22 protein-coding genes are annotated in these 23,446 nt (G+C 68.5%); 11 read left to right on the top strand and 11 right to left on the bottom strand.

Features of this window, described 5'->3' with window-relative positions; genetic code table 11:
* Nucleotides 1-42 precede the first annotated feature (42 nt).
* A complete protein-coding gene (locus tag ACLKM7_RS04390) occupies nt 43-510 on the top strand; it encodes an Hsp20/alpha crystallin family protein (protein ID WP_436445944.1) in 468 nt (155 codons plus the stop codon).
* Between the two features lie 31 nt (nt 511-541).
* On the opposite strand, the gene ACLKM7_RS04385 is transcribed toward ACLKM7_RS04390, so the two are convergent.
* On the bottom strand, nt 542-1,159 hold the full coding sequence (locus ACLKM7_RS04385) for a thymidine kinase (protein ID WP_436445943.1): 618 nt from the start codon (nt 1,157-1,159) through the stop codon (nt 542-544).
* An 11-nt stretch (nt 1,160-1,170) separates the two neighbouring features.
* Nucleotides 1,171-1,611 (bottom strand): MarR family winged helix-turn-helix transcriptional regulator, encoded by a 441-nt coding sequence (locus tag ACLKM7_RS04380; RefSeq protein WP_436445942.1) that lies wholly within the window; start codon nt 1,609-1,611, stop codon nt 1,171-1,173.
* 42 nt (nt 1,612-1,653) lie between these two features.
* Between ACLKM7_RS04380 and ACLKM7_RS04375 the strand changes: the two genes are divergently transcribed.
* Nucleotides 1,654-3,462, top strand: coding sequence for a DUF2207 domain-containing protein (locus ACLKM7_RS04375; protein ID WP_436445941.1), 1,809 nt, complete (start codon nt 1,654-1,656; stop codon nt 3,460-3,462).
* Nucleotides 3,463-3,535: 73 nt separating this feature from the next.
* Nucleotides 3,536-5,203 carry an alpha-amylase family protein gene (locus ACLKM7_RS04370; protein ID WP_436445940.1) on the top strand — a complete coding sequence of 556 codons (1,668 nt, stop codon included), beginning with the start codon at nt 3,536-3,538 and terminating at the stop codon, nt 5,201-5,203.
* A gap of 206 nt (nt 5,204-5,409) precedes the next feature.
* On the opposite strand, the gene ACLKM7_RS04365 is transcribed toward ACLKM7_RS04370, so the two are convergent.
* The 4 genes from ACLKM7_RS04365 to ACLKM7_RS04350 form a co-directional block, all read right to left on the bottom strand.
* Nucleotides 5,410-5,997 (bottom strand): NADPH-dependent FMN reductase, encoded by a 588-nt coding sequence (locus ACLKM7_RS04365; RefSeq protein ID WP_436445939.1) that lies wholly within the window; start codon nt 5,995-5,997, stop codon nt 5,410-5,412.
* A 76-nt stretch (nt 5,998-6,073) separates the two neighbouring features.
* Entirely contained in the window at nt 6,074-7,333 is a 1,260-nt protein-coding gene (locus tag ACLKM7_RS04360; RefSeq protein ID WP_436445938.1) for a dihydrolipoamide acetyltransferase family protein, read from the bottom strand.
* Nucleotides 7,334-7,343: 10 nt separating this feature from the next.
* Complete coding sequence (locus tag ACLKM7_RS04355; RefSeq protein WP_436445937.1) at nt 7,344-8,336, bottom strand: alpha-ketoacid dehydrogenase subunit beta; 993 nt, start codon at nt 8,334-8,336, stop codon at nt 7,344-7,346.
* Complete coding sequence (locus tag ACLKM7_RS04350) at nt 8,333-9,427, bottom strand: thiamine pyrophosphate-dependent enzyme (RefSeq protein ID WP_436445936.1); 1,095 nt, start codon at nt 9,425-9,427, stop codon at nt 8,333-8,335. Before ACLKM7_RS04350 ends, ACLKM7_RS04355 begins: the two co-directional genes overlap by 4 nt.
* A 234-nt stretch (nt 9,428-9,661) precedes the next feature.
* Between ACLKM7_RS04350 and ACLKM7_RS04345 the strand changes: the two genes are divergently transcribed.
* The 3 genes from ACLKM7_RS04345 (at nt 9,662) to qcrB (ending at nt 13,182) form a co-directional block, all read left to right on the top strand.
* Complete coding sequence (locus ACLKM7_RS04345; RefSeq protein WP_436445935.1) at nt 9,662-10,114, top strand: carboxymuconolactone decarboxylase family protein; 453 nt, start codon at nt 9,662-9,664, stop codon at nt 10,112-10,114.
* Between the two features lie 64 nt (nt 10,115-10,178).
* Entirely contained in the window at nt 10,179-11,552 is a 1,374-nt protein-coding gene (locus ACLKM7_RS04340) for an NAD(P)/FAD-dependent oxidoreductase (protein WP_436445934.1), read from the top strand.
* Nucleotides 11,542-13,182, top strand: coding sequence for a cytochrome bc1 complex cytochrome b subunit (gene qcrB / locus ACLKM7_RS04335; protein ID WP_436445933.1), 1,641 nt, complete (start codon nt 11,542-11,544; stop codon nt 13,180-13,182). The genes ACLKM7_RS04340 and qcrB overlap by 11 nt, the downstream gene beginning before the upstream one ends.
* Before the next feature lie 25 nt (nt 13,183-13,207).
* Here qcrB and ACLKM7_RS04330 read toward each other — a convergent pair whose 3' ends face one another.
* Complete coding sequence (locus tag ACLKM7_RS04330; RefSeq protein WP_436445932.1) at nt 13,208-14,320, bottom strand: lipocalin-like domain-containing protein; 1,113 nt, start codon at nt 14,318-14,320, stop codon at nt 13,208-13,210.
* 71 nt (nt 14,321-14,391) lie between these two features.
* Complete coding sequence (sigJ, locus tag ACLKM7_RS04325; RefSeq protein ID WP_436445931.1) at nt 14,392-15,294, bottom strand: RNA polymerase sigma factor SigJ; 903 nt, start codon at nt 15,292-15,294, stop codon at nt 14,392-14,394.
* 138 nt (nt 15,295-15,432) lie between these two features.
* Here sigJ and ACLKM7_RS04320 point away from each other — a divergent pair, with 138 nt between their 5' ends.
* The 4 genes from ACLKM7_RS04320 (at nt 15,433) to ACLKM7_RS04305 (ending at nt 19,170) form a co-directional block, all read left to right on the top strand.
* A complete protein-coding gene (locus ACLKM7_RS04320; RefSeq protein WP_436445930.1) occupies nt 15,433-16,260 on the top strand; it encodes an NAD-dependent epimerase/dehydratase family protein in 828 nt (275 codons plus the stop codon).
* 414 nt (nt 16,261-16,674) lie between these two features.
* Nucleotides 16,675-17,181 carry an alpha/beta hydrolase gene (locus ACLKM7_RS04315; RefSeq protein ID WP_436445929.1) on the top strand — a complete coding sequence of 169 codons (507 nt, stop codon included), beginning with the start codon at nt 16,675-16,677 and terminating at the stop codon, nt 17,179-17,181.
* A gap of 100 nt (nt 17,182-17,281) precedes the next feature.
* A complete protein-coding gene (locus tag ACLKM7_RS04310; RefSeq protein ID WP_436445928.1) occupies nt 17,282-17,986 on the top strand; it encodes a DUF899 domain-containing protein in 705 nt (234 codons plus the stop codon).
* A 29-nt stretch (nt 17,987-18,015) separates the two neighbouring features.
* Nucleotides 18,016-19,170: a DUF4232 domain-containing protein gene (locus ACLKM7_RS04305; protein WP_436445927.1), complete on the top strand. Its 1,155-nt coding sequence runs from the start codon at nt 18,016-18,018 to the stop codon at nt 19,168-19,170.
* Between the two features lie 17 nt (nt 19,171-19,187).
* Here ACLKM7_RS04305 and ACLKM7_RS04300 read toward each other — a convergent pair whose 3' ends face one another.
* Nucleotides 19,188-19,673, bottom strand: coding sequence for an RrF2 family transcriptional regulator (locus tag ACLKM7_RS04300; protein WP_436445926.1), 486 nt, complete (start codon nt 19,671-19,673; stop codon nt 19,188-19,190).
* A 59-nt stretch (nt 19,674-19,732) separates the two neighbouring features.
* Here ACLKM7_RS04300 and ACLKM7_RS04295 point away from each other — a divergent pair, with 59 nt between their 5' ends.
* Nucleotides 19,733-20,476: an SDR family oxidoreductase gene (locus tag ACLKM7_RS04295; protein ID WP_436445925.1), complete on the top strand. Its 744-nt coding sequence runs from the start codon at nt 19,733-19,735 to the stop codon at nt 20,474-20,476.
* 25 nt (nt 20,477-20,501) lie between these two features.
* Here the strand turns inward: ACLKM7_RS04295 and ACLKM7_RS04290 are convergent, their stop codons facing one another.
* Together ACLKM7_RS04290 and pgi are read right to left on the bottom strand one after the other, a co-directional pair.
* A complete protein-coding gene (locus ACLKM7_RS04290; RefSeq protein ID WP_436445924.1) occupies nt 20,502-21,428 on the bottom strand; it encodes a phospholipase in 927 nt (308 codons plus the stop codon).
* Between the two features lie 184 nt (nt 21,429-21,612).
* Nucleotides 21,613-23,295: a glucose-6-phosphate isomerase gene (gene pgi / locus ACLKM7_RS04285; RefSeq protein WP_436445923.1), complete on the bottom strand. Its 1,683-nt coding sequence runs from the start codon at nt 23,293-23,295 to the stop codon at nt 21,613-21,615.
* Nucleotides 23,296-23,446 lie beyond the last annotated feature (151 nt).

Below are 23,446 nucleotides of genomic sequence, written 5' to 3'. Positions count from 1 at the left end.
TGAGCCGAGGTGGCTCAACTTACAGACCAGAGAGGAGAAACCATGGCCACGTACGACCCGTTCCGCGACCTCGACCGCCTCGCATCGAGCCTCTTCGACACGCGCCGCGGCCCGCGCCGCATGCCGATGGACCTCTACCGCGACGGAGACCACTACGTGCTGACCGCCGACCTTCCCGGCATCGACCCGGGCTCGGTCGACATCGACGTCGACGGCCAGCTGCTGACGATCCGCGCCGAGCGCACGCTCACCAGCGGCGAGGATGTCAAGTGGATCACGCGTGAGCGCGAGGCCGCGAGCTTCCTGCGACAGCTCAACCTCGGCCAGGGCATCGACACCGACCGCATCTCGGCGAACTACAACAACGGCGTGCTGAGCGTCACGATCCCGGTCAGCGAGAAGGCGAAGCCGCGCAAGATCGAGGTCAATTCCGAGGGTTCGGCGCCCGTGCTCCAGGCACAGGAGAGCAACCAGCCGAACCAGGACGAGCCGCAGCCGATCGAGCAGTAGGCGAAGGCGTCACAACACAGGAACGGATGCCTCATCCCCGGGATGAGGCATCCGTTCTGTCGTCTGCGGGCTTCTCAGCTCCGGTGAAGTGACGTCGGCAGCGCGCCTGGTACGACTCGATGCCGCCCACCTGCGCGGGGGTCGGAATGCGCGGATCTCCGAGCTCACCCGGCGCCAGACGCTGGTGGAACGCGGCGTCCGCGCCGCAGACCGCGCACACGGCCGTGAGCTTGAGCACGTCGTCCGCGATGGCCATCAGCGACGGCAGCGGTTCGAACGGGCGTCCGTCGAACGTGACGCACAGGCCGGCGACCATCACCGTCACGTCATCGGCGACGAGTGTGTTGACCGCGTCGACGAGGTCGCCGCCGAAGAACTGCGCCTCGTCGATCGCGACGACGTCGAGCCCGCGGCCGCCCACGCCTGCGACGAGCGCATCGACGTCCGGCACGGACCGCGAGGGCGCGGCGAGCCCGGAGTGCGAGCTGACCTGACCCTCGCCGCGCCGGTCGTCCAGCGCGTGGCTGACGACGTCGACCGACAGCCCGGCGATGCGGGCCCGCCGCACTCGGCGCAGCAGCTCCTCGGACTTGCCCGCGAACATCGGGCCGGCCACGACCTGCAGGCGGGCGGGGGCAGGTGAGCGCATGGGCGGGGCTTTCAGCAGCTCGGCTGCTTCTTGCGCAGCTTGGCGGTCAGCTCGCGCAGCTGCTGCAGCTCGTCGTCGCTCAGGATCGACATCCGCTCGGCGATCGCCCGGCCGTGCGCACCCGCGACGCGGCGGAAGAGGGCGGCTCCGGCATCCGTCGCCTTCACCAGCGAGCCGCGACCGTCGTCGGGGTCGGCGCATTTCGAGATGAGGCCACGGGCGACCATGCGGTCGACCAGACGCGACACACTGGGCTGGCTGATGAGCATGTTGGCCGTGACATCACGCAGCCGCGCGGTCATGTTCTCGCCGCGCGTGACGGTCAGGAGCACGTCGTACTCGGCCTGATTGAGGGTTTCGTCGTGGAAGTCCTCGTTGATGTCGCCGAACACCTCATGCTGCGCGCGGAACAGGCTCTCCCAGGCGTCGATGGCAAGGCGTCGATCGGTCATAGCGACAAGATTACGGCGAACCGGCACCCGTAGGCTGACCCCATGGGGACTGGATTCGCCACGCCACCGCTCGACCGCCGCCCCCGTGCCGGCGTACTGCTCCTCGGGATCCTCGCCGGCCTGCTCGCGATGGTGATCGGGCTTGGCGGATCGCCCGCCCACGCGGACGTCGACGACTTCGCCTTCGAGAACCTGAACGTCGAGTACCAGCTCGACCGCGACGAGGACGGCACGAGCACGCTGACCGTGGTCGAGACCTTCGTGGCGCTGTTCCCCGAGCACGATCAGAACCGAGGCATGCAGCGGGCCGTTCCCGAGGCGCACCAGGGCGCGCCGCTGCATCCCGAACTCGTCTCGATCACGGACGAGACCGGCGCCGAGCGCCCGTCCGAAGTCGAATCCGAGGACGGCTGGTACGTCATGACCTCGCGTGCCGACGACTTCGTGCACGGACGCCAGACCTTCGTCTTCACCTACACGCTCGAGAACGTCACGCGCCCGTTCGCCGACACGGCCGCGGACGAGTTCTACTGGGACGTCAACGGCACCGGCTGGCCGCAGCCGTTCGGCAGCGTCACCGCTCGAGTCACGATGACGGACGCGCTCGCCGAGGCGCGCACCGGCGAACAGGCCTGCTACGTCGGCGCCCAGGGCTCGACCCAGACGTGCACCCTCACCGGCGACGGCACCGAGGTCGAGGCATCCGTCGGTCCCTTGGGACCCCACGAGACGATGACCATCGCGATCGGCTTCGAGCAGGGCACCTTCACGCGGTTCGACTCGTCGTACTTCGCTTCACCGTGGGGCTGGCTGCAGGCCGGCGCCGCGGTGCTGGGCCTGGGCAGCGCGGTCGCCCTCGCCGTACGCGCCCGACGACGGCACCTGCGCGACGCGCCGGGCCGCCCCGTCGTCGTGGCCGAGTTCACCCCGCCGCGCGGCATCGACGCGCTCGAGAGCGCAGTCATGCTGGGCATGACCACGAAGGCGATCCCGGCCGAGGTGCTCGAGCAGGCCGTGGTGGGCAGCATCCGCATCGAAGAGGGCGCGTCGAAGTGGTGGGGCGGCACCAAGCTCAAGGCGGTGCTCATCGATCCGTCGAAGGCAGACGGGGATGGGCGGATGCTGCTGCAAGGCCTCTTTCCGGACGGCCGGCCCGGTGACGAGTTCGAGTTCGGTCGCACCGACACCAGGTTCTCGTCGGCCGCGCAGTCGATCCTCAAGAGCGCTGCTCGGGAACTGGTGACACGAGGGCTGCAGCGGCAGGTGCGCGGCGGCGTGCGGGCGTTGCCCATCCTCGTGGTGATCGTGGCCGCCGTGCTCGTCGTGGGCTTCGGGATTGCGGCGCTCGTCGGGTTCGTGCAGCCGCTCGTTCCCATCGTGCTCATCATCGTCGCGGTGCTCGCCGTGCTGCTGGTGATCCTCCTGGTCGTGCACAAGCCGCTCACGGCCGTGGGCGCCGAGACGCGGGATCACCTACTAGGGCTCAAGCAGTTCATCGAGTGGGCCGAGGCCGACCGCATCCGGATGCTGCAGTCTCCGGAGGGCGCCGAGAGGGTGCCCGTCGACACCGACGACCCGCGTCAGATGCTGCGGCTGTACGAGACGCTGCTGCCCTATGCGGTCGTGTTCGGCCAGGAGAAGCAATGGGCGCGCGAGCTCGCCGTGCTGTACGGCGAGGGCAATTCGCCCACGTGGTACGCGGGCAGTTCCGGCTTCAACGCCGCCGCGTTCTCGGCTGGGATCTCGAACCTGTCCTCGAGCTCGGCGTCGGCGTCGTCGACATCGGGCGGTTCCAGTGGCGGCGGTTCGGCCGGTGGAGGCGGCGGAGGTGGTGGCGGCGGCGGGGTGTAGGCCTGTTTAGCTCATCGCCGTCGCCCGCGAAAGGGGGTTCTGCGCGGCATCCGTCCCGACAACGCTCGGGGGAATGAGGATCACCGACACGAGCGACCTGTGGTGGAAGAGCGCCGTCATCTACTGCCTGGACGTCGAGACGTTCCTGGACTCGAACGGCGACGGCATCGGCGACCTGCAAGGCCTCGCCGCTCGCATCGACTATCTCGCGCAGCTGGGCGTCACGTGCATCTGGCTCATGCCGTTCTACCCGACGCCCGACCGGGACGACGGCTACGACGTCACCGACTTCTTCGGCGTCGACAGCCGCCTGGGCGATCACGGCACGTTCGTCGAGATGGTGCGCACGGCTAAAGACCGCGGCATGCGGGTGATCGTCGACCTCGTGATCAACCACACCTCGGACCGCCACCCGTGGTTCGTCTCGGCCAAGCGCAGTGTCAACTCGCCCTACCGCGACTACTACGTGTGGCGCGACGACCCGCCCCCCAAGGGCCAGAAGAACAGCGTGTTCCCCGGCGAGGCGGACGGGATCTGGACGAAGGACGAGAAGTCGGGGCAGTGGTACCTGCACAGCTTCTACGAGCATCAGCCTGACCTCAACGTCGCGAATCCGCGGGTACGCGACGAGATCGCGCGGACGATCGGCTTCTGGCTGCAACTCGGCGTCGCGGGCTTCCGCGTCGACGCGGTGCCGTTCCTGCTCGAAGTGCCCGAGGGTGCAGAGATGGCCAATCCGCACGACTTCCTGCGCGATGTACGACGGTTCCTGCAACGGCGTTCGAGCGAGGCGGTGCTGCTGGGTGAGGTGAATCTGCCGTACGAGCAGCAGGTCGCGTTCTTCGGTGCCAACGACGACGGCCAGGAACTCACGATGCAGTTCGACTTCGTCGCTATGCAGCGGTTGTACCTGTCACTGGTGCGCCGGGACCCCGCGCCCCTCGTCGAGGCATTGACCGCGCGGCCGGAGCTGCCGATTGAGACGCAGTGGGCGAACTTCTTGCGCAACCACGACGAGCTCACGCTCGACCAGCTGAGCGAGGACGAGCGGCAGGAGGTGTTCGACGCGCTCGCCCCCGACGAGAAGCAGCGCGTGTATGGGCGTGGCATCGTGCGGCGTTTGCCGACGATGCTCGAGGGCGATCCGCGGCGCATCCGCATGGCCTACAGCCTGTTGTTCACCCTGCCGGGCACGCCCGTGCTGTTCTACGGCGAAGAGATCGGGATGGGTGAGAACGCCGAGATCCGCGGCCGCCAGGCTGTGCGCACGCCGATGCAGTGGTCGCGCGACAAGAACGGAGGATTCTCGGATGCCGCGGCTTCACGCCTGGTCTCGCGGCCACCGGGCGATGGCTTCGCGCCCGAGCACGTCAACGTCGCCGATCAGCTCGAGGATCGCGGATCGCTGCTGCATTTCTTCCGTGATCTGATCTCGCGGTACCGGATCTCGCCCGAGCTCGGCTGGGGCCGATTCGAGGTGCTGTCGCCCGAAGGATCCCGGGTGCTGGTGCATTCGCTGCGGGCAGACGTCGGGCGCATGGTGGCCGTGCACAACTTCAGCGATGCGCCGGCGGTCGTGGCCTTCGCCCTCGAGGACGAGCCCGACGGGGTGTCCCTCGTCGACCTGCTCGGTGCGGAGCGGATCGCTCTCGGCGATCGAGGGCGCGTTGAGCTCGAGGTGCCCTCGTACGGATACCGGTGGCTGCGGGTCGCACGGCCGGGCGACGGGCGGGTCACGTAAGACGGCGGGGGCGCAGAAAAGGGCGGGGGCGCAGAAAAGGGCCGGTCGGAGAGGCTCCCGACCGGCCCTTGTCCCTGCACCAAGAGTGTCCTGCAATCACATGTCGGTAGCTGCCACAGCAAAACAACTACCTTCGTGAACTCTATAACGGCCAGGTAACGAAGGCAAGGTTTCTCGTTATCTTTCTGTGATCTGGAGCGTCGCCCTCAGGACTGCGTCAGGGTGAAGCCGTGAACGGGGCGCAGCGTCTTGTCGAAATGCGCGTGAGCGGCGGTCAGCCAGCTGATGAGGAATTCTCGGGTGCGGCTGTCCGTCACCTGCCCGTCATCGGTGAAGAGGTCGTCGTACGACTGCACGTATGCCTCGGGCTGTGGGAGCACCGGGGAGGCGAGGAAGCTCAGTATGCCGCGCAGCTGCTGCTGCGCAACGGCTGTGCCGATTGCACCCATGGACGTCCCGATCACTGCCGACGGCTTGTCGGCGAAGCTGTTGTCGCCCCAGGGGCGGCTCGCCGTGTCGAGCGCGTTCTTGAGAACGCCGGGTACCGAGCGGTTGTATTCGGGCGTCACCACGATGATGGCGTCGTAGTCCACGATCGCCCGCTTGAACTCGGCGGCCTCCTCGGGGATCGCCGCGTCGTGGTCGGCAGAGTAGATCGGCAGGTCGCGGATCGGGATCTCGGTGAGAAGGAGGTCGGTCTGCGGTGCGAGAGCGATCAGCGCCCGCGCGAGGCGACGGTTGATCGAGGTCGAGGAGATGCTGCCGACGATCAGGCCGACGTTGTGGATGGTCATTGTTGATTTCCTTTCGTGGTGGTCAGATGCTGACGACCGTGCCGAGCACGGCACGGAGTCGGCGAGGATTCTGAACTCAGGCGATGACCCGGAGCGGCTGTTCGAGAAGACCCCTGAGCGTGGCGAGGAATCGGGCGGCATCGGCCCCGTCGATGATGCGGTGGTCGGAAGTGAGGGTGAAGCTCAGCGCACTGCGTGCGACGAGCTCGCCGCCGACGGGGATCACCTCATCGCGCACGGCGCCGACGGCGAGGATGGCGCCCTGGGGCGGGTTGATGATCGCGGTGAAATGATCCAGGCCGAACATGCCGAGGTTGCTGATCGTGAAGGTCCCGTCGCGCACCTCCGCGGTCGACAGCCTGCGCTCCGACGCCTTGCCGATGAGCTCGCGGGACGACGTCGCGATTGCCGTGACCGACGCGCGATCGGCGTCGCGGATGACCGGCACGACCAGCCCGGCGGAGGATGCGACGGCGATGCCCACGTGCACTCGTCCGTGCCGCAGCGCAGCTCCTGGCCCGTCAGCGTCGTACGATGCGTTCACCGCGGGGTGCGCGCGCAACGCGAGCGCGACCGCGCGCACGATGAGGTCGTTCACGCTCACCTTGACGCCGCTCTCCGCTGTGGCCTCGTTGATCCGCGCCCTCAGCTGCAGCAGCTCCCCGACGTCGGCCGATGCGGTCGCCGTGAAAGTGGGGATGGTCGTTGCGCTCTTCGTCAATCGAGAGGAGATCACCTGACGGATGCCGTCGAACGGCACGCGCGTGCTCTGTCGCGCGTCCGTATCCGCCGGTGCGGCAGGCACGAGGGCGGCGACCGGGATGTGCTCGTCGGCGGCCGTCGTGGCGCCCGTGGGAGGGAGGTCGGCGCGTACGATGCGTCCGCCGGGGCCGGTGCCGGAGACGCTGCTCAGGTCGATGCCCTGCTCGCGGGCCAGCCGGCGCACGAGGGGTGTGGCGAGGCGCCTCTCGCCGGGGTCTGCGGGGCTCTCGGAGGCGGCGGCGCTCTCGGTGGGTGCGGCGGTCCTGGTGGGCAAGTCGGTGACGGTCGCGGAGACCGCCTCTGCGGCGGGCGGATCGGCGGCTTCCGGCCCGGGGCCGCGCCCATCGTCCAGGCGAGCGATGGGAGTGCCGATCTCGACGTTCTCGCCCTCGGGGACCAGGATCTCGACCAGGATGCCCTCGTCGTACGCCTCCTGCTCCATCAGCGCCTTGTCGGTCTCGATCTCTACGAGGATGTCGCCCGGCTTCACCGCATCACCCGGCTTCTTGTGCCAGGCGGCGACGGCGCCCTCCGTCATGGTGTCCGAGAGCCGCGGCATGAGGATGTCGATCATGATCGTCCTTTCAGACTCGGCGCGCGACGGCGTCGAGGGTTTCGCGGATGGCGTGGACCGCGTCGTCGAGCGAGGGCAGTGCGGCGGTCTCAAGCGACTTGGCGTAGGGCATCGGAACCTCCGCCATCGCCACGCGGCGGACAGGAGCGTCCAGCCAGTCGAACGCCCCGTCTGAGATGGATGCGGCGATCTCGGCGCCGATGCCGTAGGTGAGCCAGTCGTCCTCCAGGACGACGGCGCAGCCGGTCTTCTTCACCGAGGCGATGATCGTGTCGCGGTCGAGCGGACGCAGGCTTCGCAGGTCGATCACCTCGACGTCGATGTCTTCGCCCGCCAGCAGCTCGGCGGCCTGACGCGCGATCATCGCCATGCGCGAGTACGCGATCACGGTGATGTCCGCGCCGGTCCGCGCGACATGGGCCTTGCCGATCTGTACGGGCTCCAGGTCTTCGGGGACTTCTCCGGTCGTGTTGTAGAGTCCCAGGTTCTCGAGCACCAGCACGGGGTCGTCGTCGCGGATTGCCGCGAGCATGAGCGCCTTGGCATCCGCCGGCGTCGACGGTGCGACCACCTTCATGCCCGGCACGAAGGCGTAGTAGAGCTCGATGTTCTGAGAGTGGGTCGCGCCGAGCTGCTGACCGCCGCCTCCGGGGGTGCGCACGACGAGGGGGACGCGCGCCTGCCCGCCGAACATGCCGTAGATCTTGGCAGCGTGATTGACGATCTGATCGAGGGCGAGCAGGGAGAAATTGATCGTCATGATCTCGACCACGGGACGGAGTCCGACCATCGCGGCACCGATGGCCGCTCCCGTGAACCCCTCTTCGGCGATCGGCGTGTCCCGCACCCGCTGGGGGCCGAACTCCTCGAGCATTCCGGCGGTGATCTTGTACGAGCCTTCGAATCGACCGATCTCTTCGCCGATCAGGAAGACGTCGGGATCCCGGTGCATCTCCTCTCGCAGCGCATCGTGCAGTGCCTGCCGATAGCTGATGACGCTCATGCTCGCACTTCCGCGGTCACGGCGCCCGGCCGTGCGGCGGCAGGGAATAGGGCCTCCCCGGGCAGACGCCGGGAGTCGTTGGGGACGGGTGTCGCGTACGTGTAGTCGAACAGCGTGGACGCCGCGGGATGGGCGCTCGCGTCGGCGAACGCGACCGCGGCGTCGACAGCTGCCATCGCCGCATCGTCGATCTCCCTCGCGGACTCCTCGCTGAGGAGCTCCCGCTCGGCGAGAGTGGCTGCGTACTCGGCGAGGGCGTCGCCCGCCAGCAGCTCGGCCTTCTCCGCGCGGGAGCGGTACGAGGCGGGGTCGACGACCGAGTGGCCCTTGAGTCGCTCGGTGATCGTCTCGATCAGGAAGGGCCTCCCCGACCGGGCGCTCGCCAAGGCCTCGCATGCGGCTGCGTGCACGGCGACGGGATCGTTCCCGTCGACGCGTGCAGAGGGGATCCGATACGAGGAGGAGCGCTTGAAGAGCTCGGGTTCGGCCGAGGACTGCGCGACTGTCGTACCCATGCCCAAGCCGTTGTTGCTGACGACGTACACGATGGGCAGTCCCCACAGGGCTGCGATGTTGAGCGACTCGTGGAACGCGCCGATGTTCGTGGTGCCGTCGCCCATCTGACACAGGACGGCCTCGGTCCCGCCCCGGTGACTGATCGCGAGTGCGGTGCCTGTCGCGAGCGGGATCTGCCCGCCGACGATGCCGTAGCCGCCCATGAATCGCGAGTCGGCGTCGAACAGGTGCATGGACCCGCCCCAGCCCTTCGACACGCCGTCGGCGCGTCCGTACAGCTCGGCCATCACCCGCTCGGGGGCTATTCCGCGCGCCAGCGCGTATCCGTGGTCGCGGTAGCTCGTGTACACGTAGTCGTCGGGTTCGAGGGCGGCCATCACGCCGACGACGGCCGCTTCCTCTCCCAGATTCAGGTGGCAGTACCCGCCGATCTTGGCCTCGGCGTACCCGCGGGCGGCCCGCTCCTCGAAGCGCCGGACCAGCACCATCTGCCGGTAGAACGCCAGTTCCGCCTTGCCGTCACCTCGCTGTGGCTCCGCTGTGCTGGTGCGCTGCGCCTTGGATCGTGTGGGCATGTGCCTGCTTCTCCCTGATGTGCGGGTCGGTGTCGCGAGAGCGCGTCTCGCTCGTGTGATCGGTGCGGGTGCGCATCCGATGAGCCGAGCGTGCGCGGCGTGGAGACGTCCACTCCCTGTATGACCGGGTGGGTCCGCCCGATGTGAGGTTGTGCCGTGCGCCTCACAAACGGCCGATCCGTCCGGTCGTTCTCAGTAGGCGCGAGGACCGCGCCGGGAACGGAGCGGCCACTCATGGGTCACATCAACATCGGCAAGGAGTACCCCGAGGTCTATCGGGCGATGGAGCGATTCAGCGTGCAGGCCGCCGCGGCGGCGGAGCAGGCCGGACTGGAGGGCCGGCTGGTCGAACTGGTGAAGCTCCGGGCGTCCCAGATCAACGGATGCGCCTATTGCCTGCGGTTGCACGCACGGGATGCGACGGCGCTCGGTGAGACGCCGGAACGCCTCGCAGTGCTCGCGGCCTGGTGGGAGTCGCAGTACTTCTCGCCTCAAGAGCGCGCCACCTTGCAGATCGTGGAGCAGGTGACCCTGATCAGCGACCGCAACCCGATGCCGGATCGCGGAGCCGACCTGGCCGCGCTGTCGGACTCCCAGATCGCCGCGGTCACGTGGTTGTCGGTGGCGATCAACGCGTGGAACCGCGTCGCCATCAGCAGCCATTACCCGGTCGCTCCCGGCCACTGATGCGCGCCGATCACAAATCGCGCACCTCTCCGGTCTTCATATGTAGGAGCAATCGGAGGTAGTGATGCGAAGGATACTCATCATCGGCGGCGGCTACGCGGGTTTCTACGCGGCCTGGCACCTGGAGAAGAGGGCCAAGGCGAAGGAGGCGGAGATCACGATCATCGAGCCGCGGCCGTACATGACCTATCAGCCGTTCCTCCCGGAGGTCGTCGCCGGGTCCGTCGAGGCGCGGCACGTCGCCGTCTCGCTGCGCACCAACCTGCGGCGCACGCGAGTCATCCCTGGTCGGGTGCTCGCCATCAGGCATGCGGACAGGTCGGTGACGGTCCGCATGCCTGACGGATCATCAAGAACGGTCGACTACGACATCGTCGTGATCACTGCGGGCGCCGTGACGCGCACGTTTCCGATTGAAGGGATCGCCGAGCACGCGATCGGACTCAAGACCGTTGAGGAGGCCGTCGCGATCCGTGACCAGCTGCTGACCGCGTTCGAGACGGCGGCGGCCCTGCCCGACGGCCTGGAGCGTCGCAGACTGCTCACTTTCACCGTGGTCGGCGGAGGGTTCTCGGGCGTCGAGGTGTTCGGCGAGATGCTGTCGCTGGGGTCGGCGCTGTTGAGGTCGTATGCGGAGCTCGACTTCTCCGACCTCAGCTTCCACCTCATCGAAGCGAGTGGCCGGATCCTGCCGGAGGTGACCGAGAAACCGGGCAGGTGGGTCGTCGATCATCTGACCCAGCGCGGGGCGATCGTGCACCTCGAAACGCAGATGGTGTCAGCGCGCGGGGGAGAGGTGGTCCTCTCGACCGGCGAGCGATTCGCGACGAATGTCCTCGTCTGGGCGGCGGGCAACGCCGCGAACCCGGTGGTGGCCACTCACACCGATCTGCCGGTGGACGATCGCGGGCTGATCGTCACGAGGCCCGATCTGCGCGTCGGCACCGCGGACGAGGTCATCGAGGACGCGTGGGCGGCGGGAGACAATGCGGCCATCCCCGACCTGGCGCTCGGCCGGGATGGCGCGCGTACCGTCCCGAACGCACAGCACGCGGTGCGCCAGGGCAAGCTGCTGGCGAAGAATCTCACGGCGGTCGTCCGCGGCGAGCTGCCGAGGGACTATCTGCATCACAGCCTCGGAACGGTAGCGACGCTCGGCTTGGGGTACGGGATCTTCCAGTACCGACGTCTTGTCGTCAAAGGGCTCATCGCCTGGCTCATGCACCGGGGGTACCACGTACTCGCGGTGCCGACCTGGAGCCGCAAGGTCCGCGTCCTCATGCTCTGGATCTCGGCATTCCTCTTCGGGCGTGACATCGTCTCGCTCGAGTCCGTGCAGGAGCCGAGGGCCGCCTTCCTCGCCGCCGTTCCTGCTGCGCCCCGCCCGATGCCCGGCCGCGGCGACGACGAGCCGGTGGAGTCACGTCGTGCGAGCTGACCGGCGCCACCCTCAGTCCGTCACGGACCGAGCGGGACGGTTCCTGCGCGAGCGCACCACCCTCGGGCGCAGCCTCGCCGCCGCCGTCGCGGATGCGAAGCGGCGTTCCGTGCCCGTGCACTGGACGAACCTCTTCGGGGTGATCACCATCGCGAGCATCGCTGTGCTGTTCGTCACCGGCGTCGCGCTGATGTTCGTGTACTCGCCCTCCAGCGAGCCGGTCACCTACCACGGGCCCTTCGCGCCACTCGAGGGCGCGCAGGTCTCAAGGGCGTTCGACTCCGTGATGCGCCTGTCCTTCGAGGTGCCCGGCGGGCTCCTTCTGCGGCAGCTGCACCACTGGGCGGCTCTGCTCGTCCCGGCATCCATCATGATCCAGCTGCTCGTGAGCTTCTTCACGGGCGCCTTCCGGCGCCCGCGCCGAGGCAGCTGGGTCGCCCTGTTCCTCCTGCTCGTCGCGGTGCTCGCCGGTGGATGGAGTGGTTACGCGCTCCCTGACGACATGCTGTCGGGGTCGGGATTGCGCATCGTCCACGGAATCGTGCTCAGCATCCCGCTGGTCGGGACGTGGATCGCGTCCGTCCTCTTCGGCGGCGAGTTCCCGAGCAGGATCATCGAGAACCTCCACCTGATCCACATCGCCATCGTGCCGGTCGCCATCCTCGTGCTGATCGCCGTGCGAGCGAGGTCCGCATACCGCAACAAGCCGCCGCAGTTCGCAGCAGCCGGGCGTAAGGAGCGCAACGTGGTCGGCATCCGCTTGCTGCCCAACGCCGCCCTCCGCGCCGGTGGGCTGTTCTCGATGGTCCTCGGACTGCTGGTCCTGATCGCCGCAACCGTGCAGATCAGCCCGGTGTGGACGTATGGGCCCGCGGATCCGGGCAACGCGTCCGCCGGCAGTCAGCCGGACTGGTACACGGGGTTCCTCGACGGGGCGCTGCGACTGGTGCCCCCGAACTGGGAGTTCGTGCTGTTCGATCGCACCTGGGCGGCGGCGCTGCTCGTACCGCTCGTCGTCATCGGCGTCTTCCTCCTCGTCGTGGCGGTCTACCCGTTCCTCGAGGGATGGATCTCGAAGGATGCACGCGAGCATCACATCCTCGATCGACCCCGCAACGCCGCGACCCGCACGGGCATCGGAGTCGCCGGCATGACCTTCTACGGCGTGCTGTGGCTGGCCGCCAGTGCCGACATCATGGCATTCGTGTTCAGTCTGACGTTCGAGTCCGTCATCACGACCCTGCAGATAACGCTGATCGCCGGCCCATTCCTGGCCTTCTTCGTCACCCAGCGCATCTGCCTCGCCCTGCAGAAGAAGGACCGCGACCTGGTGGAGCACGGATTCGAGACGGGCAGGATCGTGCGTCTCCCTGGTGGCGAGTACATCGAGGTCCACGAACCACTCGACGACTACGAGCGCTGGCGTCTCTCGGCCCACACCCACCCGGATGCGGTCGATGCGCGGCCGGACGAGGCTGGACGACTCCCCGTGATCGAGCGTGTCAGGGCGCGGGTCGCGAGGTGGTTCTACTCCGACAGGATCGAGCAGCACGTCCGCGCGGGCATAGAGCCCATCCCGGTACGGACCGTCGAGGGCGGGGACGAGAAGGAGAGCATCAAAGCGGGGTGACGACATCTCGCTTTGATGAGCCGGCTCAGCGGCCGGCGCGCACCGGAGACGCCGCGTCCCTGCGCGGGTGGCCGAAGTACATAACCTCCCAGATGGCCTCGTCGGCGAACGACTCGACGAGCGTCGAGCCCGACCAGCGTTCGATGGTCAAGTCGCCGACGAAACGCAGGTAGGCGCCGTCGAAACGGATCAGCCGCGCGGCGAGTTTGCGCCATCCGCTCATCTGCTCCACGAACGTAGCGGCGACGAGATCCCGTCTCCTGGCGAACCGCACCACAAAGCGCTCCCTGCCGTCGTCGTAGGAGTACTCCGTGACTCCCGCGATCGGCTTCCTGGTCTTCGGGTCGATATACACGTCGGATGCTGTGAAGCGCACATACTCGGCCCGGTCGGCGACGATCTCGCCGTCCTTCGCGAGCATGAAGATCGGGATCTCAGCGAAGTCGTACTTCTCGTGGGACGTGATGTAGGAGGCGATCACCGAGTAGGGACCCGCTTGGCCGCGAGCCCAATACCAATCGTTGATGATCGTGGTCATGCCGACATTGCCCCAGTTGTGGTCGTGGTACCCCACGCCCGTGGCATCCGAGCGCAGACCGTCCACCTCGTAGTATCCGGAGACCCTTCCCTCCGGAACGGCCGGCAGCCATGAGAACTCCAGGTCGCGCTTCTCGCCGAAGACGAGGTAGCCGGTGTCGGGACGCCACGGACGGAGGGTCGCGTCGAGCGACACCTTCACCTTCACGTCGTCGATCTCGACGTCGATGTCGTAGTGGGAGAGGTCGCCGACGAAGCTGTTCCGGCCGATCTGCACGTCAGCGTTTCGGCGCCCCGCCTCGTAGGTGCCGGCGTCGTAGGTGCGGATGAAGCTCTTGCTCGTCCCGTCCGGCAGATCCAGGTTCAGCCGGATCATGGGCGATAGGGGCTTGCCCGGTGTCGACAGGTCCTTCGTCATGAAGATGATCACGAGCTTGGCGCCGTCGTCCAAGTGCGCGTCGAAGTACCACCACTCGTATGTTCCGCGACGACCGTCAGTGCGCGCGCCATCTTCCTTCGGGACGATCTCGTCGCGGGAGATCCCGATCCGACGATAGTCCTGATCTGTATTCGCGATGCTGGCGGTGTGCGGGGTGCTCACGATCGTCTCCATTCGCGGCCTCGTCCGGGCCGTTCACGAATATTGACCGGGCGGGAGCGTGTTTCGTGAGGTCAGTTCCACAGCGAGAGCTTGTACGGGTTCATCATCATCCGCACATCGACGATGAGACCGTCGGCCACGTCCAGGGTGACGATGCCGTAGATGCGTCCGTCGTCCCACAGCGCGAATCCCGTGCCGTCGTGGGTCTCCTGCTCGAGCACCGTGGTGTTCGGACGCTTGTGGAGCGCGCCCAGAATGAACCGGGCGACCTTCTCGACGCCGAAGACCGGATTGCGGGCGGCCGTGACGATTCCGCCGCCGTCGGAACGCAGCACGACGTCGGGGTCGAGCACGGCAACGAGGCCGGCGATGTCGCCCGCGCGAGCTGCGGCGGCGAAGGCCCTGACCACTTCTTCGTGCTCGGCATGGGTCGCTCGGCGACTGCGACTGCTCTGAACGCGGCGTCGCGCGGAGAGGGCCAGCTGACGACAGGCCGGTGCAGACCGGCCGACGACCTCGGCGATCTCGTCGAACGGCATCGCGAACACGTCGTGGAGCACGAAGGCGACGCGTTCCGCCGGCGTCATCGACTCCAGGACCACGAGCAGCGCGGTGCTGATCGACTCATCGAGGGTCACGCGGTCCAGTGGATCCAGAACCCCCTCGTTCGGGGTTCCGAACGCGAGGGCAGGCACCGGCTCCGGCAGCCACGGGCCGACGTACATCTCGCGCCGCTGTCGTGCTGAGGCCAGGATGTTCAGGCACACCCGACTCGTCGCCTTCGTGAGCCATGCCCGCGGCACCTCGATCGCCGCCCGATCCTCGTCGCTCATCCGGTACCAGCGGATGTACGTGTCCTGCACCGCATCTTCGGCATCCGCGACTGTCCCCAGCATGCGGAAGGCCAATGAGACGAGGTGTCTGCGTTCGCCCAGCACATCGTCCTGGAGCCCGCCGATCGGCGTGATCGTCATGTCTGCGCCCTCTCCTCTTGCTCATTAGACCGCGCAGCCGCTCCGAATGTGAGGTTTCGGCTCACATTTCATCGCGGTGCACGGTCCTGAAGGTATGAACGCAACACCCTGTCGCACAGGCCGCCCGAAAGCCGGCTCGTGAAGATCTTCATCGCCGGTGGCTCAGGAGTCATCGGAAGCCGCCTGATCCCGCCGCTCGCTTCCGCCGGGCATGACGTCGTCGCTTCCACTCGTCGTCCTGAGAATGTCCAGTTCATTGAAGACCGGGGTGCGCGCGGCGTCGTCGTCGATGTGTACGACGCGCCGCACATCGCGGATGTGATGTGCGGCGCCGCGCCCGACCTGATCATCCATCAGTTGACCGACCTCAGTGACTTCGACCTCGAGGCGAATGCGCGGCTGCGTCGCGCGGGCACCGCCAACCTCGTCGCGGCGGCGCGGCAGGCGGGCGTCGAGCGGATGATCGCGCAGAGCATCGCGTGGGCATATGTCCCTGGCGAGACCGTCGCCGATGAGAGCGTGCCGCTCGTCGAGAACACGGCGGTCGCAGTGATGGAGGAGCGTCTACGGGGGATGCCACGGACCACCGTCCTGCGCTATGGCCGCTTCTACGGCCCGGGCACCTGGTACGCCGAGGGCGGCCGGATAGCGAATGCCGCCGCTGCCGGACTTCTTCAGGCGACCCCCGCCATCGCGTCGTTCATTCATCTCCACGACGCGGTGACGGCGACCGTCCAATCGATCGACTGGCCCGACGGCGTCTACAACGTCGTGGATGACGAGCCGGCAGCGGCGACCATCTGGGCGCCGGTGTTCGCCCGTCGGCTCGGCGCCCCCGAACCTCGCGCATTACCGCTCCAGCCCGGCGAGGTGCGGGGCCGGCGCGTGTCGAACACGAAGGCCCGCGCGCGAGGCTGGTCGCCGGTCTACTCGACGTGGCGCGACGGCTTCCCTGGCGCCGACTAGTCACGACAGCTTTCGAGTGACCGACAGCATCCGTGGCGCGGGCGTTGGAGGGCCTGACGCGGCGGCAAAGGTGAGGGCCGGTCGGAGAGGCTAACCGACCGGCCCTTGTCCCTTTGCACCAAGAGTGTCCTGCAATCACATGCCGGCAGCTGCCACAGCAAAACAGCTACCGTGCAAGCACTGTATAACGGCGAGGTAACGACAGCAAGGGTTTGCCGTTATCTTTTCGTGATCGGACACGCGCACGATGGTCGCGACAAGATGGAGGCATGCCAGTTCCCCGCCGTCGTGATCGTGGCGTGATCCTCGTGCTTCCCCGGCGGCGGCTACCGCAGGCACGCCCCGCACGAGGCCGAGCCCGTCGCCGAGTGGCTCTCGGGTCTCGGCTGGACGACCCGGGTCGTACGTTATCCGGTGCTGACGCGGCATCCTGGACCGCTCGCTGCGGTCCGACGCGAGATCGCGGCCGAACGGGCGCGTGGGGCGCACACCGTCGGCGTGGTCGGATTCTCGGCCGGAGGACACCTTGCGGGACACGCCGCACTCGCTCCGGATTCGTCGCCCGACGAGCGGCCGGATTTCGCTGTTCTCGGCTATCCCGCGGTGAGCCTGGTGCACCACCCCCACCCGGGCTCCCGCAGCGTTCTCGTGGGCGACCCGGGTCCCGAAGAGACGGCGCTCGAGCTCTCGCTCGAGCGCCTCGTTGCGCCGGGTTCGCCCCCGATGTTCGTGTGGCATACCGCGGGCGACCGCGTCGTGCCCGTCGAGCACAGCTATCTGCTGGGCACCGCGCTCGCGGCCGCGGGCGTCGGGCATGAGCTGCACGTCTTTCCCGGCGACGTGCACGGCATCGGCCTGGCAGTCGATACGGATGCCGCGGCCTGGACATCGCTCGCGGCCGCCTGGCTCGACCGCCGCTGACGGCCGCTCGGCGGCGCAGCTCGTGCAGCGCAGTCGGGCTTGACCAGCCTCGGGTGATGTGTACAGTGTGAACATAACACTCGCACACTCGGAGGTTCCGATGCAGAGCACGACCCAGAACGCCCTCCCGCCCGTTGTGGACGCCGAGACGTGGCGCCGTGAACTCGCCGAGCTGCGGGTGCGCGAGAAGGCTGCCACGCGCGAACTCGACGCGATCGCGGCGCAGCGCCGGCGGCTGTCGATGGTCGCGCTGCCCGAGTACACGCTCGTCGGCGAGGACGGCCCCATGCGCCTGGCCGACATCTTCGAGGGCCGCTCGCAGCTCATCACGTACCACCACATGTGGTTCGAGGGAAAGGAATGGCAGTGCCCGGGCTGCACCGGCTTCACGTCGCAGTTCACGCGGCTGGAGTTCCTCGAGCCGTACGACGCGCGCTTCGTGATCATCACGCAAGGGCCGATCGACGAGGCCCTGGCCTACAAGGAGAAGACCGGGAACCGCATGGAGTGGTATTCGACGGCAGACAGCCCCTTCGGTGAGGACATGGACGCGCCGAAGGGCGGCGGGTTCGCGGTGAACGTGTTCCTCCGCGACGGCAACGACGTGTATCGCACATGGCACACCGACGGTCGCGGCACGGAGCAGCTGGCGCACACCTTCCCGCTCATCGATCTGCTGCCCTACGGCCGCCGGGAAGCGTGGCAGGACTCTCCGGAGGGATGGCCACAGGCCGAGACTTTCGACGGCTGGCTGACCTCGCAGCAGGTCGCGCAGTACTACGGAACGCACACGCCCGTCCGCTGAGCGTTCGTCCATCGGCCAGGATGGACTCGATGAATGAACCCTCCGGCCGGCGTCTGGCCCTCTCGAGTGTCCTGGCCGGAGCGCTCTGGCTGATCGTGGCCGGGGCTGCCTGGGGCTTGCGTCAGCTGCCCGGAGGTCTGCCGCAGCTGGCCAACCTGGTTCCGGCCATCATGCCGCCCACTGTCTGGACGTGGCCCGGCGCCTGGCCGGCAGCGATGGTCGTGCTGGGTGGCCTCGCGATCGTCGTCTGCCACGCGCTGTTCACGAGGCTCGCGCGCCGCGGGGCCGCGACATCCGGTCTCATCGGCGGGTGGTTCGCGACCGCTGCGGCAGGTGCGACGGTCGGACTCGCTCTCGACTTCGCGGTGGCCTGGAGCTCGCTGTCGATGTTCGGTGCGCGCGGTCTTCTCGGCGGCGCGTTCGGCGTGGCAGCCGCGTCCGGGGCGCTGTGGGGGCTGGCCGCGGGATGGATGCCGGGGCTCGTCGCCGCGCGCGAAGCACCACGCGGCGCGGCGGAGACGGGCACACCCGTGATGCGCCCATGGATCTGGGCGGCCGCCGCGGCATCGGTCGTCATCGTCCTCGTGGCGGGCCTCGGGGGTGATGACGCCCGGCGTCTCGACATCGAGGCGCAGGTCGAGGCCACGCGGCAGGCGCAGGCCGAGGCGGCTAGGGGCATCGGCGCACCGGTCGACCCGAACGCGGAGGGGGATCCCGTGCCCGCGCAGGCAGAGGCATCCGTTCCCGACGACGCGCAGTGGTGCACGCCCGAGCGCGCCACGCTCCTGCTGGGAGGCGGGGACGCCGCCACCGGGCACCGTGTGCAGGCCGTGCAGCTGATGAACTTCTCGGAACAACCCTGCGTCGTCGAGGGCTACCCCGACATCGCCTTCGGCGACCAGAACGGGCATCTGCTCGACGTCACCATCGCGCGGGGCGGCTCGTTCATGACGACGGACTTCGGTGCGCAGCGCATCGAAGTGCCGGCGGGCGGCTCGGCCGTCACGTACCTCGGCTGGGATGCGGCATCCACCCACGGCGCGCTCGTCGGTGCGACGCTGCACGCCGCCCCTGTCGTCGGCATGACGCGCGACTCGTGGCCCGTCGAGCTCGACATCGTCGAAGGGGCGACCGTGGCCGTCACTGCGTGGCAGCTCGATGACGGAGGCTACGCGGGCCAATAGCTCGAGGTCCTCGGGCTTCAGCGGCGCGGGAGCGGATTCTCGACGAGCAGCCGGCGGTTCTTGGCCACGACATCGGGCGACAGTCCGGCGATGATCTCTCCGAGCGTCACGCCGCGCAGCGACTCCAGCCATGCCTCGTGGGCGCCACGCATCGCCACCGCCAGTGCGCACGGGCGCGTGCAGTCCTCGGGCCGCGCGCTTCCGCGTCCCTGCTGTCGCAGTTCGCGGCACACGTACGGATCCGAGATGCCGTCGACGGCGGCCACGACGTCGAGGAGGCTGATCCGGGATGCCGGCCGCGCCAGGCGGAAGCCCCCGCGCGGTCCGGTGCTGCCGGTGAGGATCCCGCCGCGCACCAGCTTCGCGAGCTGCTTGGAGAGGTACGGGTTCGGCACGCCGAAATGCTCGGCGAGCTGCGCACCCGAGATCGTCGAGTCGGTGGGGAGCTGTGCGAGCACAGCGGCGGTGTGCAGTGCCCATTCCGTGGTCTCGGGAAGCTTCACTTGTCCAGAGTATCGGTCCTGGCTATCGTGGACACTAAATATCCATAATAGGAGATCTCATGCGCAGTGCAGTGGCAGGCGGTACCGGTCGGATCGGAACGCTGGTGGTGGAGCGGCTTCGAGCTCGCGATCACGAGGTGGTCTCGCTCAGTCGGGGGCAGGGCGTCGATCTCGTGACGGGTGAGGGCCTGGACGGCGCGCTCGCCGGGATCGACGTCGTCATCGACGTGAGCAATCCGGCCGTGGCGGATGTGCCGACGGCGGAGCGGGTGTTCGCCGCGGTGAGCGAGAACCTGCTCGCCGCCGAGGCGAGGGCCGGGGTCGGCCACCACGTCGCGCTGTCCATCGCGGGTGCCAGCCGGGTGCTCGGCAACCCGCACTACTTCGGCAAGCGCGTTCAAGAGCGAGTAGTGGCGACCGGTCCGGTGCCGTACACGACCGTTCCGGCGACGCAGTTCCACGACTTCCCGGCGATGATCGCCGACTGGAGCACCGTCGACGGTGTCTCGCACGTGCCGCCGCTCCTGCTGCAGCCGATCGCGCCGGAAGACATCGCCGGTGTGCTGGTCGAACTGGCCGAGGGCGAGCCGCAGGGGCGCTACGCCGACGTCGCGGGACCCCTGACGGAAGATGCCGTCGACATGGCGCGGCGCACGCGCTCAGCCCGACGAGACGCCCGGCCGATCCGAGCGAGCTGGCAGGGCTCGGCGCTCGGGGTCGAGTTCGCCGGAGAGGTCCTGCTGCCGGGCGAAGGTGCGCGGATCGCGCCCACGACCTTCGACGAGTGGCTCGCCGCGATCTGACCCGGAGCTCGACGGCGCCGGGGCGTCAGTACCAGTTGGTGGCCTGCGAGTGCCCCCAGGCTGCGCACGGCGTGCCGTACGCGCGCGAGATGTAGTCCAGGCCCCACGCGATCTGCGTCGCGGCGTTGGTCTGCCAGTCGGCCCCGGCTGTGGCCATCTTGCTGCCGGGAAGGGACTGCGGGATGCCGGTGGCACCGCTGGAGTCGTTGTAGGCCTGGTAGTTCCAGTTCGACTCCTTCTGCCACAGCGAGTTCAGGCAAGAGAACTGGTCGCCGCCCCATCCGTAGCGGTCGGCCGCCATCGCCTGAGCAGTCGCGCGCGCACCCTCGGGAGTGTTGGCCGCCGCCAGGGCGGCTGCAGCCGCTTCGGCCTGGCGCTGCGCCTCGGCGGCCGCTGCGGCGGCGGCGGCCGCGGCCTCTTCGGCGGCTTCTTCGGCGGCGCGCTGGTTCCGTACCGCTTCCAGCTGCTCGCGCAGTTCGGTGACGCGCGCGGTGACCGTGCGCGTCTGGGCGGTGACCTCGCCGGCTGCGTCGGGGAGTAGCAGCAGCGGAACGATGTCGAGGCTCGCCAGCCCGGCGACCGCCGCGCGCAGTCGAGTGGTGTCGATCGCGGTGCGCTCAGCGCCGAGATCGAGGCCCGAGCCGACGATCTCGGCATCCACGGCGTCGGCGTCGGCCAGCGCGAGTCTCGCCGTCTCGAGCGTGGCATCCGCGTCGGCGGCGATGTCGCGGAGCGACTCGGTGGCCGGCAGCACGCTCGCGGCGGCGGTGACGGCTGCCGACGAGGCGGTCAGCGGCGACGCGGCTGCGGCGGCGACAGCAGGCGGCGCCAGGAGGACGCCCGCGGCGGCAAGGATGCCGGCGGCGGCGCCGACGGCGATCACAGGCCGGACGGAGCGGCGGCGGGTGCGGAGCGTGCGGCGGGTAGGAGTGGACGAGGGGTCTGAGAGCATGACGAACGTACGATCCTTCGGGTGTTCCGCGCGAGCACAGCCGTGCGGGGCGCCCTCGGGTCGGACGCACAAGTCCCCGAGTCTGCGCCGCCGGTCTGGACGAGTCCTCCGGTTTTGCTGGACGAACCGTGTAAGCGGCCGCTCGTTCAGGGCGGATGCCGGGGCCACCGGCATCCGGAATCCGTCAGCTCTTGCGGTGTGCCGCGTAGTAGGCGAGGAGCGCGCGAGTCGAGGCATCCTGGGCCGCCAGAGCCTGCTGGTCGCCCTCCACCGCGGGGGCGATCTGCAGGGCGAGCTGCTTGCCGAGCTCCACGCCCCACTGGTCGAACGAGTTCACGCCCCACACCACGCCCTGCGTGAAGGTGATGTGCTCGTACAGCGCGATGAGCTGACCGAGCACCGCGGGGGTGAGCGCCGGCGCGAAGATCGACGTGGTCGGCTTGTTGCCGGCGAACGTGCGCGCCGCGACGAGTGATCCGGTCGTGCCCTCGGCCTCGACCTCTTCTGCGGTCTTGCCGAACGCGAGGGCCTTGGTCTGCGCGAGGAAGTTCGACAGGAACAGCCCGTGCACATCGCGGCCGTCGTCGGCGAGCGGGTACGCCGGGTTGGCGAACGCGATGAAGTCCGCCGGGATGAGGCGCGTGCCCTGGTGGATGAGCTGGTAGAACGCGTGCTGACCATTGGTGCCGGGCTCGCCCCAGAACACCTCGCCCGTGTCGGTGGTCACGGGGCTGCCGTCCCAGCGGACCGACTTGCCGTTGGACTCCATCGTCAACTGCTGCAGGTATGCCGCGAAGCGGCTCAGCTGCTGCGCGTAGGGGAGTACGGCGTGCGACTGCGCGCCCAGGAAGTTCGAGTACCAGACGTTCAGCAGGCCCATGAGCACCGGCACGTTGCGCTCGAGCGGCGTCGTGCGCACGTGCTCGTCGACGGCGTGGAAGCCCGCGAGCAGCTCGCGGAAGACATCCGGTCCGAGCTCGATCATGAGCGACAGGCCGATCGCCGAGTCGACGGAGTACCTTCCGCCGACCCAGTCCCAGAATCCGAAGGCGTTGTCGGTGTCGATGCCGAAGGCCGCGACCTTGTCGAGAGCGGTCGAGACGGCCGCGAAGTGGTGGGCGACAGCATCCGTCTTCTGCTCGTCGCTGTCGTCGATGGCGCCGGCGGCTTCGAGACCCGCCCAGAGCCAGTCACGGGCGAGTCGCGCGTTGGTGAGCGTCTCGAGCGTCGTGAAAGTCTTCGAGGCGACGATGAAGAGGGTCGTCTCGGGGTCGAGCCCCTTGGTCTTCTGCGCGAGGTCGGTGGGGTCGATGTTCGACACGAAACGCGCCTGTATGCCGGCGGTCGCATACGGCTCGAGCGCGGCCGACACCATGACGGGGCCGAGGTCCGAACCGCCGATGCCGATGTTGACGATGTGCGTGACCTTCTTGCCGGTCACGCCGGTCCACTCGCCGCTGCGCACGCGGTCGGCGAAGGCCGTCATCGCGTCGAGCACTGCGTGCACGTCGGCGTCGATGTCCTGCCCGTCGACGACGAGCGCGGGGGTTGCCCCGGCAGGGCGACGCAGCGCAGTGTGCAGCACGGCGCGGTCCTCGGTGGTGTTGATGTGCTCGCCGGCGACCATCGCGGCATAGCGCTCCGCCACGCCGGTCTGCTCTGCGAGGCGCACCAGCGCGGCGAGGATCTCGTCGGTCACGAGGTTCTTCGACAGATCCACGTGCAGATCGGCGAGATCGCAGGTCAAGCGCTCGACGCGCCCCGGATCGGCGGCGAACCAGCCCCGCAGATCGGGCGAGAACGAGTCGCGGATGCTGCTGAGCTCAGCCCAGGCGGAAGTGGCGGTGGCATCGACGGGCGCAGTCACGTCCTTTACCGTACTCGGAGCTGAGTGCGCGTTGGTTTCACGATGCTCACGGTGCAGGTGTGCTCGCTGTGAGGGGAGGGGCCCGAGCGGCGGTGTCGCAGAACTGGTGACATCGAGCCGCCGAGTCGCCCGTGCCGAGACACGGTCCCCG

Origin of the sequence: Microbacterium sp. I2, from assembly GCF_051364985.1 — a bacterium.
Classification (GTDB): domain Bacteria; phylum Actinomycetota; class Actinomycetes; order Actinomycetales; family Microbacteriaceae; genus Microbacterium.
The sequence above is the reverse complement of the archived record's forward strand: the minus strand, read 5'-3'. Positions and strand labels throughout refer to the sequence as shown.

Bases quoted from the DNA above. Each gene is read 5' to 3' on its own strand.
- ACLKM7_RS04295 (WP_436445925.1), top strand. From the start codon at position 19,733: ATGCGCAGTGCAGTGGCAGGCGGTACCGGTCGGATCGGAACGCTGGTG.
- ACLKM7_RS04355 (WP_436445937.1), bottom strand. From the start codon at position 8,336: ATGAGCGTCATCAGCTATCGGCAGGCACTGCACGATGCGCTGCGAGAG.
- ACLKM7_RS04290 (WP_436445924.1), bottom strand. From the start codon at position 21,428: ATGCTCTCAGACCCCTCGTCCACTCCTACCCGCCGCACGCTCCGCACC.
- ACLKM7_RS04365 (WP_436445939.1), bottom strand. From the start codon at position 5,997: ATGACCATCCACAACGTCGGCCTGATCGTCGGCAGCATCTCCTCGACC.
- ACLKM7_RS04345 (WP_436445935.1), top strand. From the start codon at position 9,662: ATGGGTCACATCAACATCGGCAAGGAGTACCCCGAGGTCTATCGGGCG.
- ACLKM7_RS04370 (WP_436445940.1), top strand. From the start codon at position 3,536: ATGAGGATCACCGACACGAGCGACCTGTGGTGGAAGAGCGCCGTCATC.
- ACLKM7_RS04375 (WP_436445941.1), top strand. From the start codon at position 1,654: ATGGGGACTGGATTCGCCACGCCACCGCTCGACCGCCGCCCCCGTGCC.
- ACLKM7_RS04360 (WP_436445938.1), bottom strand. From the start codon at position 7,333: ATGATCGACATCCTCATGCCGCGGCTCTCGGACACCATGACGGAGGGC.
- ACLKM7_RS04305 (WP_436445927.1), top strand. From the start codon at position 18,016: ATGAATGAACCCTCCGGCCGGCGTCTGGCCCTCTCGAGTGTCCTGGCC.
- ACLKM7_RS04390 (WP_436445944.1), top strand. From the start codon at position 43: ATGGCCACGTACGACCCGTTCCGCGACCTCGACCGCCTCGCATCGAGC.
- ACLKM7_RS04385 (WP_436445943.1), bottom strand. From the start codon at position 1,159: ATGCGCTCACCTGCCCCCGCCCGCCTGCAGGTCGTGGCCGGCCCGATG.
- ACLKM7_RS04380 (WP_436445942.1), bottom strand. From the start codon at position 1,611: ATGACCGATCGACGCCTTGCCATCGACGCCTGGGAGAGCCTGTTCCGC.
- ACLKM7_RS04350 (WP_436445936.1), bottom strand. From the start codon at position 9,427: ATGCCCACACGATCCAAGGCGCAGCGCACCAGCACAGCGGAGCCACAG.
- ACLKM7_RS04340 (WP_436445934.1), top strand. From the start codon at position 10,179: ATGCGAAGGATACTCATCATCGGCGGCGGCTACGCGGGTTTCTACGCG.
- sigJ (WP_436445931.1), bottom strand. From the start codon at position 15,294: ATGACGATCACGCCGATCGGCGGGCTCCAGGACGATGTGCTGGGCGAA.
- ACLKM7_RS04310 (WP_436445928.1), top strand. From the start codon at position 17,282: ATGCAGAGCACGACCCAGAACGCCCTCCCGCCCGTTGTGGACGCCGAG.